The organism is Halogranum rubrum, from assembly GCF_900114455.1.
Lineage (GTDB): Archaea > Halobacteriota > Halobacteria > Halobacteriales > Haloferacaceae > Halogranum > Halogranum rubrum.
On record NZ_FOTC01000001.1, the window covers coordinates 1030754 to 1043760 of the forward strand.

Consider the following 13007-nt stretch of genomic DNA (forward strand, 5'->3'; position numbering starts at 1 on the left):
TGTGCTCACTCGCACTAGAGTAAAATTAAGTAGATTCAAAGGCCACTGTGTCACATGAGTTGGGAGTCAGCCACACGTACAGCACTTATCGGAATGCTTGTCGTTGGTGTTGCTGTCGTCGTTGTGCTTCTTCCTGTCGAGTTCCTACTGGAACCAAGGATCATTTCGGGAAATCTCCCTGCCGTCGCAGGCGTCGTTACAGGCTTTACCCTGTCGATCTTTGGGAAATCCATTCTCTCAGAGTTGCGTGACTGAGACGCGGAGTACCCGTCGTCGTTAGCTACCTCACACATCATACCGTTGGACTGTGTCGGGAACTTGGCAAACGTCAATGCTACCAATTGTCTGTGTGAGAGCGTGTGACCAAAACCTGTCGTCAAGTCAAACAACTCTTTCTGACCTTAGCACGGTGAAACGAGTAATTGCCTGACCGACTCACCCTCTATATCCAGCACGCCAGTTCTGTCAGGTTATATACTTGTGGTGTTGGAAAGTACAAACGGTTCCACTAATTACCACGAAAACGAGCGATGAACGCAACTAACCCGATTACGTCGGCGTCCCCGGCTTTTGCTTGATGACCTCGATGTCGACGTCGTCCTCCGGGACGCCGATACGGGCGAACTGCGTGCGGATGTGTTCTTTCGCCGCCTTCAGCGCGTTCTCTTTCGTCTCGAACCCGCGCGGCATCGGTGTGTCGAAGGCGACGCGGATGTCGCGGCCGTCTATCTCCATCGGGGACCCGCCGCTCTCGACTTCGTAGAACTCGTCGCAGACCCAGACGTACGGCGCGTCCTCGTCGGGCGCACCTTTGTACGACGGCGCTTCCTCACCGCGCTCGAAGACCGTCCCGGTGAGCGCCGTGCCGCCGCCGTGACCGCGAACTAACAACATGTCCTCTCCTTTGCGGCCGAGACGTAAAAGACGTGTGCGGCGGCGCAGATTCGTGACCGTTCGTGTACGCGAGGGAAAGGCCCTTGATGAGCGACTCCGTGCCCCACCACATGACACTCGAAGATTTCACCGAGCCTTCGTCGGAAGAGACGAGGTCCGACGAGGACGTTGGTGGCGGGAGCGGTGGCGGCGGCGAGACCGCTGAATCCGGTGAGGAAACCACCTCGCAGGCGAGCCACGCGCCCGACGAGACGAGCGACAGTTTCGAGCGGTTCGCCGCCGAGGCGGCTGGACAGGACCGCGGTATCGGCACCGTCTCCGTCTCACAGGGACTCCGCGTCGCCGAAGACGGCGAGGAGACCGAACTCCGCGCGTTCGTCACGACCGGTAACCGCGAGTCGGTTCGTCTCGGGAAGTACCTCCTCGTCCCGTATCCGGACGACGAGACGCTGTTCTGTCGAATCACGTCGCTCGAATACGCCCAAGAGTTCCAGACCGACGACGCGACGGAGATTCACGCCCGCCGCGCCATGCGGCAGGACGACTTCGAGGAACGCGACTACAAGTTCATGGCGTCGCTGGAACCCGTCGCGGTGCTCTACCGCGAAGGTGGCGAGTTGAAGCGACGGATGACCGACCGCGTCCCCAAACCGGGGTCCGTCATCGCCGAAGCGACCGACAGCGAGCAGATAAAGACGGGGCTGAAGATTCCCGAAGAGGGTGTGTTCCTCGGCCACCTCTCGGTCGGTGGCGAGAAAGTTCGGACCGCCGCCGAACCGCCGACTATCGACTACCGGTTGAAAGACGACTACCGCGACGGCGACCCACTCGTCTTCCGACACACGCTCGTCGCCGGTGGCACCGGGTCGGGGAAGACCCACGGGTCAAAGAACATCCTCCGGCAGTATCTGACCGAGGAGCGCACGTACGCGATGGACGACGGCCGCGAAGTCCAGACCGCCGTCGTCCAGTTCGACCCGCAGGACGAGTACGCCCAGATGCACGACGGCAACCCGGACCTCGATGCAGATTTCGCCCGACGCCTCGAACGCGAGGGCGTCGCCTACGGCGGCCACGACGACACCGTGGCGATGGTGCCCGAAGTCGACAAGTCGACCTACCCCGGCACGGGCCACCGCGCCGAACAAGTCTCTTTCACCATCCCCTTCTCGATGGTCAAGCGCCGTCCGTGGCTGGTCGCCGGTGCGAGCCTGAACGACAACCAGTACAACGCGCTGACGCTCCTCTTGGACCGCTTCTTCCGCGATTACGGTGACTCGGGGACGTACCGGCAATTCGTGAACTTCCTCGACGACCCCGCCCTCAGAGAGGAACTTGACGAGTCCGGCCGAGTTCACGAGGCGACGTTCGACGCCGTGATGCGGAAGACCCGGACGAAGGCCGCGAATCAGGTGTTCGACCAGGACGCTCGCCCAATCACGGAACTCGTCCACGACCTCGTCCGTCCCGGCGGTCTCTCGGTCGTCCCGACCTACCACATCAACAACTCTCGGGCCACGGAAATCGTCGTCCTCGCGGTGTCGAGTCTCCTCATCGACGAGAAACTCTCGAACAGCCCACAACACGACCGCATCAAGGAGACGCCGCTCGTCGTCGGGATGGACGAGGCGCACAACTTCCTGACCGACGCCGACAGCGTGCAGGCCCGGAAGGTCATCTCGAAGTTCACCGAGGCGGCGAAACAGGGCCGAAAGGAACGTCTCGGACTCTTTCTCATCACGCAGGACCCCCAAGACATCGCCGAACCGGTGTTCAAGCAGGTGAACACGAAGGTCATCCTCAACCTCGGCGACGAGGACGCCATCAAGTCGGTCAACATCCCGCAGAAGTTGGCGAACAAGGTGCCCTACATGGAGAAGGGCCAGATGGTCGTCTACTCGCCCGATAACTCCGAACCGGTGGAGTTGATTGGGCTGTCGAAGTGTCTAACCCGACACGGCGAGTGAGCAGTCGCGGCGCTCGTCGCCGCGACAAACGAACCAGCCGTGGCGGTGTTCTGACTACCCACGGTGAGTAGCACCGTGGCGCTCGTCGCCACGGAATTTCCAGCCGTGCCGATATGCTCGACCCGACACGGTGAGTGACCCTGACGCGGCGCGCGAAGCCAGCCGCGGCAGTGGTGAGCGACCGCGGCGCTCGTCGCCGCGACGACCGAATCAGCCGTGGCGGTGTTCTGACTAACCCACAGCGAGTGACCCTGACGCGACACACGGAGTCAGTCGCGGCAGTGGTGAGCAACACGGGCACCATCGCTATCACGTCGGGTTCCGAAGTGAAGTCGATGCGTGCTGCAGCCTTCACCGACCTCGTCGGTCCCGACGGCGTGAGCGTCGTCGACCGACCCGACCCAGAACCGGCACAGGGACAGGCCGTCGTCGACGTCGATGCGTGTGCCATCAACCGTCACGACCTCTGGATACTCGACGGTGACTCGGCGATGGTCGACGCCGCCGACCTCCCGTTCGTCAGCGGTCTCGACGTCGCGGGCGTCGTCCGCGCGGTTGGCGACGACGCGAGCGTCGAACCCGGCGACAGGGTGGTGCTCTGCCCGAACGAGACGTGCGGCGTCTGTCGGTTCTGTCGCGACGGTCCCGAGAACCTCTGTGCGGAGTTCTCGCTCTACCACGGCGGGTTAGCCGAACAGGCGGTCGTCTCGGTTGACCGACTCGTCGCGCTCCCCGACGACGTCGACACCACCACCGCGGCCGCCCTGCCGACGGCGTACATGACGGCCTACCACATGCTCCGCCGGGCGGACGTCGGTCCCGGCGACCTCGTGTTCGTCCCCGGCGCGACGGGCGGCGTCGGCGTCGCGGGCGTCCAGTTGGCGAACGCGATGGGCGCGCGAACGGTCGGCACTTCCTCGTCGTCGTCGAAACTCGCACAGGTCGAGACGCTCGGCCTCGACCACGCTCTGGAAGTGACCGACCCCGATACGATGCGTTCGGCCGTCGCCGACGTGGGCGAACCGGACGCAGTCCTCAATCACTTGGGTGGCCCGTACACCGCCGTCGGTCTCGACGTGATGCGTCGTGGCGGGCGGATGCTGGTCTGTGGTCGAACCGCTGGCGGTACCTCCGAAATCGACGTTCCCGACCTCTTTCTCGGCCACAAGCGCGTCGAGGGAAGTACGATGGGTACCCAGCGTGACCTCGAACGATTGGTCGACCTCGTCTCGAGTGGCACGTTCACGCCCGCCGTCGCCGAGACGTACCCGCTCGAAGAGACCGGAGCGGCGTTCGCCGCGATGCAGGACCGAGAGCGCGTCGGGAAACTCGTCGTCACGCCGAGCGCCTGACGGCCTGGACTTCCGCCGTCGCGTTTTAATCGTTTACCTGCGTACTGTCACCTATGCCCAAGCGGATTCTCATCCCTATCGACGGCTCTCCACAGTCGGCACAGGCAATCGAGTTCGCTCTCGCGGAGTGGCCCGACGCGGAACTCACACTCCTCCACGTCATCAACCCCGCCGAGGCGGCCTCTTCCCCGGGCGCTGGCGTCCCGAGCGGGGCGGAACAGTGGTTCGAGAACGCGAAAGCCGACTCCGAGACACTACTCGCCGAGGCGACACCGCCGGGGGCGACGGTATCGACGATGACCGAAGTCGGTCGACCCGCGCAGGCCATCGTCGAAGTGGCCGAAGAGGCCGGATTCGACCACATCGTGATGGGGAGCCACGGCCGAACTGGCGTCTCGCGAATCATCCTCGGGAGTGTCGCCGAGGCGGTCGTCCGCAACGCGACAGTTCCTGCGACCGTCGTTCGGTAGTCATCGTGTGACACATGTGTCGGAAACTGGTCGAGTAGGAGACGTTTCTGGTAACACTCTCGTCACCTGGTGACGTTTGTAACGAGGAAACGTCCTCCGGGAGCGTGTCTGTATTATTTACACGGGGCGTTGGCCCACGTAATGGAGTTCGACGAAGTCATCGAGACACGACGTTCCGTCCACCAGTACACTGACGAAGACATCGACGACGAGACGCTCGAAGCCATCTTCGAGCAGGTCCGCTACGCCCCGTCGAGTTTCGACCTTCAGCCGTGGGAGTTCCTCGTCGTCCGCGACGACGACAACCTCACACGCCTGCAGGAAGTCGCGAACGGACAGGAGACCGTCGGTGAGTCCGCTGCGACCGTCGTCGTCCTCGGCAACACGGACCCGTCGGCGCACGCTGACCGCGTCTTCGACGACTGGCTCGACAAGGGCTACATCCCGAGTGAGGACGTTCGCGACAACCTCCTCGGCGTCGTCGAGAACATGTCGTCGATGCCCGACGAAGAGCGCCGCCTCTGGACCACCCGAAGTACGTCGCTGGCGGCGATGGCACTGATGCACGCCGCCTGGAACGAGGGAGTCGCCTCCTGTCCGATGGAAGGGTTCGACGCCGACGCACTCGTCGACGAGTTCGACATCGAGGAGGGCTACGAACCGGTCATGCTGGTGACGCTCGGCTACGCACCGGAAGAGGCACCCGACCAGGAGAAGCCACGGAAACTTCGCCGTCCGGTCGACGAAATCGTCCACTACGAGACGTTCGACCCGGAAGCCGAATCCCCCACACCCTCGGCGGACGACTGAGGGGACCGTCAACCGCACCGACCGTCTCACCGTTCTTTTTCTGTCCCCGACTCTTCCAGTCGAACTGATGGTTCGTTGGCGCGTGCTCGGAGTCGGTGTGTCGGTCGCACTCGTCGTCGAGACCCTCGTCTACATCCTCTCGGGGCATCTCTCGTTGCTCGGTGGACTCGTCGGAAGCGCCCTCGCGGGATGGCTGGTCGACGATGGGGCGGGACCCAGCGCACGCTACGGGTTCGGCGTCGGTGTCGCGTGGGGTGTCGTCCTCGTTCCCGTCGCAGTCTACCTCACGCTCGCGACGGGGTCAGTCGCCCTCGTTCCGTACGACCCGCTCGTACCGGAACTCGGTCTCGCGGCGCTGTTCACTGCGGTCGGACTCGGGGTGACCGTACCGAACGCTCTCGTCGGCGGACTGGTGGGGATGCTCCGCGCTCGTCTGAGTCGTCACCTCGAGTGACCACGTTCCGCTCAGCGCGACGTTTCGTGCCGTTTATACCGCCACCAGAACAAACCGCAGACATGGTTAAAGAGCAGAAGCAGGTTCGCGAACTCCAGGAAGGTAGCTACGTCATCATGGAGGACGCCGCGTGTAAGATTAACCACTACAGCACGGCGAAGCCAGGCAAACACGGCAGCGCCAAGGCTCGCGTCGAGGGTAAGGGCGTCTTCGACGGGAAGAAGCGCAGTCTGAGCCAGCCAGTCGACGCGAAGATTTGGGTCCCGATAATCGAGCGAAAGCAGGGACAGGTCGTCTCCGTCACCGGAACCGACGCCCAGATCATGGACCTCGACACCTACGAAACGTTCACGATGCGCATCCCCGAGGACGAGGACTTCACGCCCGAGGACGAAATCGAGTACCTCGAGTACGAAGGCCAGCGCAAGGTCGTCTAAATGTTCCCCGGGGCGACCGCCGACCGCAGCAGTGCGAAGTACGTGGTCGTCGGCGCCCCACTCGACGTCTCGACGTCGTTCCAACCCGGAACGCGCTTCGGCCCGGACCGGGTTCGACGCTTCGCCGAGACGTACGACGACTACGACCATCGAACCGACCAGTTCTTCTCTGAACTCGACGTCCACGACGCGGGCGACGTCCGCGCGTGGGACGACACTCCCGACTACGTCGAGTGGTTACGCGGGACGCTGACCGACGTCGTCTGGGACGACGCCGTCCCCGTCACTGTCGGCGGCGAACACACCGTCTCTGCTGCGGGTGTCGCCGCCGTCGACCCGGACGTGTTCGTCTGTCTGGACGCGCATCTCGACTTGCGAGACGACTACGACGGGAATCCGTGGAGCCACGCCGCCGTCACGCGGCGCATCCTCGACGGGTGGCCCGGCGAGAGCGACGTGCCGACTGTCGACGGGGTGGTCGTCCTCGGTGCCCGAACCGGGTCGCCAGAGGAGTGGGAACGCGCCGCCGCCGCCGACGTGACCGTCGTTCCGCCAGAAGCGGTGAGCGAGTGGACGCCCGACTTCGGCGACGACACGAGCGTCTATCTGAGCGTCGACATCGATGCCGCCGACCCGGCGTTCGCCCCCGGAACCGGTACGATGGAACCGTTCGGGCTGACCCCACGCGAGATGCGTGACGTCGTTCGCGCCGTCGCTCCGTACGTACGAGGATTCGACGTCGTCGAAGTGAACGACCGAGACGACGGGCAAGCCGCGGCGCTCGCCGGGAAGTTACTCAGAGAGTTCGTCTTCTCACACGCCGACCAGTCGTAGTTCGGCCGTCGCTCGGTGTCGGACTCTTCTCGCAGAAAACGAGCGGTGTGGTCAGCTTTCGCTAGTTCTTGCCCCGACCGAGCAGGCGTTTTCCTTTGCGCTTGATACGTCGCTGCGTCTTTCGTGGAAGACTTCGCCACGCGTGCATCGCTTTGCGGAATTTACCCATAGTGGACACCTCTCGTTGGCTCACGCCAGACGGCGCGAGTGCAATCTCGAGTACTCCGGACGAACAGAAAACCCTGCTGGGCACCTGTCGAGGTTTCGAGTAGTTACGCCGAGCAGGTGTGTTCGAAGAGCGTCACCCGCTCTGTCGGTTCCGGGCCGTCGAGACGTGTCGGTTGCTGGACGTAGCTGACGGTGAGTGACTGCAACTCGTCGTCGTGGTTCGTGTTCCAACGGTGACAGAGATAGCTCGCGAAGCCTCGGCGAACGTCGTCGTCGCCGCTCCAGCGCACGTCTTGCAGATACTTCCGCCAGCGGGCGCTCGGGTACGTCTTGTCGACGTCGGCGGGTTTCTCCCAGTCTACTGGCGCTCGTCGGAAGGCGTCGACGCGCTCACCGGAGTCGAGTCGGCCGGGGACGACGAACCAGCCGTCGACGCTCAGCGGACCGGGTGCGAACATGTTCCAAGTGAACTGTCCGGGTTCGACGTTCGACTCGACGACGTCTGGCGTGGCGACGACACCCACCGACATGGCGTTCCAGACGAGGATGAGCGCCAAGAGGACAGTGACGACTGCCGGGACGAGTCGAGCGGTCAGCGCCCTGAGACGGCCGACCCGTGCGTGCACAGACTCCGTCGAGACGGCCGGGAGTAGACCGTCGAGTCGAGTCATCCCGCGAGCGACTCGGTCACGTCGTCGGAGCGGGTCGACGACACGTGATTCGACTGTCTGCCAGAGCGACGGCGGGAAGAAGGCGAGGAGTGCAACGACGGAGACGAGCGGGAAGATACCGAGTTTCATCGTCGACAGCATCCCGAGATGCATCCCCACGAAGAGCGCTGCGAACGCCCCGCGTGCTCGACCGGTGAGGACGAGCAAGAGCGGCGAGGCGACGACCATGACGAGCCACAACTCGCCGAACACGTGGAGAACTTCCGGATACCCCGCGAGGACGTCACCGAGGAACACGACCATCTGGTCGAGACTGAACACGCGGACGATAGCCGACCCGTCGCGCCAGTACTCCCCCCGGAGTTTGATGATGGCGTTCGTCGCGTAGACGAGAACGACCTGTGTCAGCAGTGCCGCCGACGCGACAGTCGCGACGCGATTCGTGGTGATGCGGTCAGCCTCCTCTCGACGCTCTCGACGAAGTGAATCGAGCGACCACCGACGCCCGAGCGGGAGAAACAGTCCCCAGAAGAGCAGACGACGGAGGAGCGAGTCGCCGCCGTTGAGGACGAGTGGGTTTCGCGCGTGCAACGAGACGAGGAGGAGCCACGAGAGGAGCAGCGTCGTCTTCGTTCGGTAGCCGACGAGCAGCGAGAGCGCGAGGACACCGGCGACGACGAACAACAGCCCTTGCCACCACGCGACACCCGAGAGCGCGTGGAGCGAGAGTTCCGCGAACGTCGGATACTCCGCGGCGAGCAGCGACCGCGGGAGCGTCCCGGCGTCGGTGTAGAACGCGACGAGGTTCCGTGACCGGAGGAGCAAATCGAGAAGGAGGAGGAGACCGAGCGAGAAACGGAAGACGGCGAGTGCGCGGACGTCGACGCCGACCCGTCGAGCGACCGCTTCGCGGCCGCGAGCGAGCACTGTCGGCCCGACGGAGCGAGACATACGTTTCGTGGCCGCGGCCGACGATGAATAGTTTGTGTTCTCCGCGCGGAGCGGGGGTTACAAGCGACCGCCGTGCGACATCCCGTCCATGGACCGAAGTGACCTCTTTGCCCGCTACGACGAGGAACTCCGCACCGACGACTACGCCGACGTCGACGCCAGTCCGAACGGCCTGCAGGTTGGTACCGACGAGGGGACGGTCGACCACGTCGCCTTCGCCGTCGACGCCGCCGTCTCGACCATCGACCGCGCCGTCGCCGTCGGGGCGGACGCACTCGTGACGCACCACGGTCTCGTCTGGGGTGGCATCGACCGCGTGACGGGGCGTGAGTTCGACCGGATGGCTCCACTCGTCCGCAACGACGTCTCACTGTACGTCTCGCATCTCCCGCTCGACGGCCACCAGACGCTCGGCAACGCGGCGGGCGTCGCCGACGTACTCGGTCTCGCCGAGGACGGACGGGAACCGTTCGGTTCGCTCGGTCCCGAACACATCGGTCAGCGCGGCCACCCCGCGGAACCGACGTCCGTGTACGACCTCACCGCGGCGTTAGACGACGAACTCGACACGGCTGGTCGGGGTGTCCGACTCATCGACGCCGGACCCGAGATGGTCGAAGACATCGCCGTCGTCACCGGCAGCGGTGTCGACTGGCTCGACGAAGCCATCGACGTCGGCGCGGACGTGCTGGTCACCGGCGAAGGGAAACAGAAGGTGTTCCACGAAGCACAAGAGGCGGGAATCAACGTCGTCCTCGCCGGACACTACGCGACGGAGACGTTCGGCGTGCAAGCCCTCCAAGCGCAGGCCGACGAGTGGGGACTGGAGACGACGTACATCGACGAACCGACCGGACTCTGAGGACGAACTCGGTATCGTCGCGTTCAAATCTCGGCACCGCGCATCGTGGGTATGAGCGACCACGAGGACCACGAGTACGACGCCGACGAGGGAGAGTACGAGGATTACGACGACCACGACGACTACCAGTCTCCACACCGCGAGGCGTTCGACCACGACCCACTCGGCCAGACCGAAGTCTGGGCGGGGATGAGCGTCGGCGAACTGGGCGACGAGTACGGCAAGGCTGGCATCGGCGCGGCGAAGGTTCACCAGGCGATAGACATCTACGCCGAGATGCTGGCCGACGAGGATTGCACCGTCTTCTTCTCGCTGGCGGGTGCGATGGTGCCGACGGGGATGCGGACGCTCGTCGCCGACCTCATCCGCGACGGCTACATCGACGCTCTCGTCACGACGGGCGCGAACCTGACGCACGACGCTATCGAGGCTATCGGCGGCAAACACCACCACGGCGCGGAACACCAAGACGGTATGAGCGCTCGCGACCACGACGAGCAACTCCGCGACGAGGAGGTCGACCGCATCTACAACGTCTATCTCCCGCAGGAACACTTCGCGCTGTTCGAGGGTCACCTCCGTGACGAGGTCTTTCCGGTGTTGGAGGAGGAGGGGACCGTCAGCATCGAGCGGTTCGTCCGCGAACTGGGTCGGGCGAACAGCGAGGTCAACGCGGCCGAAGACGTCGACGAGGACCCCGGCGTCGCCGCCGCGGCCTACGAGAACGACGTGCCTATCTACTGCCCGGCGGTGCAGGATTCGGTCCTCGGCCTGCAGGCGTGGATGTACTCGCAGACCTCGGAGTTCTCGCTCGACGCACTGGCCGACATGACGCCGTTGACGGACCTCGCGTTCGAGGCCGAGAACGCCGGGTGTATGCTCGTCGGCGGCGGCGTCCCGAAGAACTTCACGCTCCAGACGATGCTCGTCACGCCCGGCGCGTACGACTACGCCGTCCAGATTACGATGGACCCCGAGGCGACCGGCGGGTTGTCGGGAGCGACGCTCGACGAGGCACGTTCGTGGGGCAAGTTGAAGAAAGAGGCCCGGAACGCCACCGTCGTCGGCGACGCGACTATCATGCTCCCGCTCATCGTCGCGGCGGCGCGTGAGAAGATAGAGTCCGAGCACTGACCGCAGCGCCGCTGCTACTGCGCTCCTCTCTTCGTTCTCTCTATAGTTGTACTGCGCTCTGCACCTCGTCGAGCAACGCTTCTGGACCCCCCTCGTCGTAGACGTTCGCGGCGGGATACGAGTAGTTCTCTTCGTCCGGGTCACCCCACGTCGAGATGCCGACGATTGTCGCCTCGGAGAGCGACTCGACCAGTGCCGCCTCCGAGTCGACGTCTGGGACGGCGAACTGCTCGAAGTCGTCGCGGCGCTCCCGAGTCGGGTCGTCGACGAGGACCACCGCGTCCGGCCACGACCCGTGCAGAAGCGCGAGCGAGACGCCGCCGTAGGCGCGGTGCGAGAGCGCACCCTGTCCCTCGACGAAAACGATATCGTGGTCGTCCGCGACGGCGCAGACCATCGACTCGACGACGCCCGCGGCGAAGTCCGCAGGTACTCGGTCGACGACGACGCCGCGGTCTGCACCGACCATCACGCCCGTCTGTCCGGTGGCGACCCATCCGGCGTCGATTCCAGCGCGCTGAGCGGCGCGGTAGAGTTCGAACGTCGTGGTTCGCTTGCCGACTGCACAGTCGGTTCCAGCGGTCAGGACGACCGGCGTGTCGAGTTCGTCGACGCTGCCGTCGGCGACGCGCAGGTCGTCGCCGGTCGGTGGCTTCCGAACGTCGAAGAGGCGGACGCCGCACTCGTCGGCGAACGCCGACCAACGGTCGTCTTCCGAGAGGAAGGTGTGAAGCCCGGAGACGACGTCACACCCCGCCCGCATGGCGGTTTCGAGGTCTTCGACCCACGCCTCTGGAAGTTGACCACCGGCGGGTGCGACGCCGAGGACGAGTGCCTCGGCAGTCGGGGCGTGGTCGAGCGCCTCGGCGACAGAGTCGACGACCGGAATCTCGGCGAGTGTCTCGTCGTCGCGGCCGAGAACGGTCGCCGCGTCGTCGCCTGCGGCCGTCGAGTCGACGACGGCCTGCACGTCGAACAGTTCGCCGTGGGCGACGACACCGTTGGCGGTCTTGCCCTGCGGCGTCCCGAAAGCGCCCTCCGCGAGGACGATGGCGGGCGCAGGGACGTCGAACGCGTCGTGTAGATCCATGCTACTGTCCAGCACGCTCGTCGTGTGTAAAACTCAGCACCCTCTCATAGATGGGGGCAGACAACTTTTTACACGTCCATCGCCGTTCTTCGCGGACGTGATGGCCGACGAGGAGTCTGAAGGAGTGCGGGTGAGTCTGGATATCTGGCATCCGAACTGCTGGACGCTCGAAGTGACCAGTACGACCGATGCTGGACTCCTCGGCCACGGCGTCCACGCCATCGACGGCGTGGCGAACGGGCGCTTTACGGCCTATGCAGACACGACCGACGCTCTCGACGAACTCGTGGCGGCGATTCGCGCGTCGCCGTTGACCGAGTCAGTCTGGGAGACGGACGACGGTCACGGACACGGCGACGGTGGGTCGGTTCCGGGGTCGGCGAGTCGCGGTATCGTCGTCCGCTACGACCTCGACAACAGCATCAACGAAGCACTCGTCTCGCGGGGGTTCATCCCGGACGAACCGGTCCGGATGCAGGGCGGCCGCGAGTACTGGACCGTCCTCGTGCAAGGGTCGCGCCGTACCGTCCACGAACGAATCGCGGAGATTGCCGAAGAGAAAGACGCCGACATCCGTGTCGACCTCATCACGGCACCGCAGAACGGGTCCGGCATCTTCCGGACGGACGACCTCTCGGAGCGACAGCGCGAGGTGTTCGACCTCGCCCGTCGACGAGACTACTACCAGTGGCCGCGAGCGGTCTCTGCAGGTGACCTCGCCGACGAACTCGGTATCTCGAAGGCGACGTTGCTCGAACACCTTCGAAAGGCCGAATCGAAACTGCTCGGCGGTGACGTCACTGACTCTCTGTGATTCCTATGGAACACCAATCCTGTCTGCATTCTCGTGTGTGATTTAAAATATTTTCCGAGGATTCCCTCATATATGAGGGAGGATACCTATACCACGGAC

General features: G+C 64.4%; 14 protein-coding genes. 11 read left to right on the plus strand and 3 right to left on the minus strand.

Annotated features, from left to right (window positions below):
- Window positions 1-54: 54 nt before the first annotated feature.
- Window positions 55-255, plus strand: a complete 201-nt coding sequence (locus tag BM083_RS22750) for a hypothetical protein (protein WP_143085681.1) — start codon at window positions 55-57, stop codon at window positions 253-255.
- 294 nt (window positions 256-549) lie between these two features.
- Here BM083_RS22750 and BM083_RS04980 read toward each other — a convergent pair whose 3' ends face one another.
- Window positions 550-894, minus strand: a complete 345-nt coding sequence (locus BM083_RS04980; protein ID WP_009375700.1) for a DUF7113 family protein — start codon at window positions 892-894, stop codon at window positions 550-552.
- 110 nt (window positions 895-1004) lie between these two features.
- Here BM083_RS04980 and BM083_RS04985 point away from each other — a divergent pair, with 110 nt between their 5' ends.
- From BM083_RS04985 to BM083_RS05015, 7 genes are all read left to right on the plus strand, one after another.
- Window positions 1005-2861 (plus strand): ATP-binding protein, encoded by a 1857-nt coding sequence (locus BM083_RS04985; protein WP_089868372.1) that lies wholly within the window; start codon window positions 1005-1007, stop codon window positions 2859-2861.
- A gap of 335 nt (window positions 2862-3196) precedes the next feature.
- Window positions 3197-4213: an alcohol dehydrogenase catalytic domain-containing protein gene (locus BM083_RS04990; RefSeq protein ID WP_089868375.1), complete on the plus strand. Its 1017-nt coding sequence runs from the start codon at window positions 3197-3199 to the stop codon at window positions 4211-4213.
- A 53-nt stretch (window positions 4214-4266) separates the two neighbouring features.
- Window positions 4267-4683 carry a universal stress protein gene (locus BM083_RS04995; RefSeq protein WP_089866546.1) on the plus strand — a complete coding sequence of 139 codons (417 nt, stop codon included), beginning with the start codon at window positions 4267-4269 and terminating at the stop codon, window positions 4681-4683.
- Between the two features lie 141 nt (window positions 4684-4824).
- Window positions 4825-5493: a nitroreductase family protein gene (locus tag BM083_RS05000; RefSeq protein ID WP_089866549.1), complete on the plus strand. Its 669-nt coding sequence runs from the start codon at window positions 4825-4827 to the stop codon at window positions 5491-5493.
- A 67-nt stretch (window positions 5494-5560) separates the two neighbouring features.
- Window positions 5561-5947, plus strand: a complete 387-nt coding sequence (locus BM083_RS05005; protein ID WP_089866552.1) for a DUF5518 domain-containing protein — start codon at window positions 5561-5563, stop codon at window positions 5945-5947.
- Window positions 5948-6009: 62 nt separating this feature from the next.
- The gene (locus BM083_RS05010; protein ID WP_009375681.1) at window positions 6010-6384 is read left to right on the plus strand and encodes a translation initiation factor IF-5A; all 375 of its coding nucleotides are present in this window, start codon (window positions 6010-6012) and stop codon (window positions 6382-6384) included.
- Entirely contained in the window at window positions 6385-7218 is an 834-nt protein-coding gene (locus BM083_RS05015; RefSeq protein ID WP_089866556.1) for an arginase family protein, read from the plus strand.
- Between the two features lie 272 nt (window positions 7219-7490).
- Here BM083_RS05015 and BM083_RS05020 read toward each other — a convergent pair whose 3' ends face one another.
- A complete protein-coding gene (locus BM083_RS05020; protein ID WP_089866560.1) occupies window positions 7491-9008 on the minus strand; it encodes an HTTM domain-containing protein in 1518 nt (505 codons plus the stop codon).
- Between the two features lie 88 nt (window positions 9009-9096).
- Between BM083_RS05020 and BM083_RS05025 the strand changes: the two genes are divergently transcribed.
- A complete protein-coding gene (locus BM083_RS05025; RefSeq protein ID WP_089866563.1) occupies window positions 9097-9870 on the plus strand; it encodes a Nif3-like dinuclear metal center hexameric protein in 774 nt (257 codons plus the stop codon).
- Window positions 9871-9921: 51 nt separating this feature from the next.
- On the plus strand, window positions 9922-11004 hold the full coding sequence (locus tag BM083_RS05030; protein ID WP_089866566.1) for a deoxyhypusine synthase: 1083 nt from the start codon (window positions 9922-9924) through the stop codon (window positions 11002-11004).
- Between the two features lie 40 nt (window positions 11005-11044).
- On the opposite strand, the gene BM083_RS05035 is transcribed toward BM083_RS05030, so the two are convergent.
- Window positions 11045-12094, minus strand: a complete 1050-nt coding sequence (locus tag BM083_RS05035) for an N-acetyltransferase DgcN family protein (protein ID WP_089866569.1) — start codon at window positions 12092-12094, stop codon at window positions 11045-11047.
- Between the two features lie 100 nt (window positions 12095-12194).
- On the opposite strand from BM083_RS05035, the gene BM083_RS05040 reads away from it, so the two are divergent.
- Complete coding sequence (locus BM083_RS05040) at window positions 12195-12908, plus strand: helix-turn-helix domain-containing protein (RefSeq protein WP_089866572.1); 714 nt, start codon at window positions 12195-12197, stop codon at window positions 12906-12908.
- The last annotated feature ends 99 nt before the right edge of the window (window positions 12909-13007 follow it).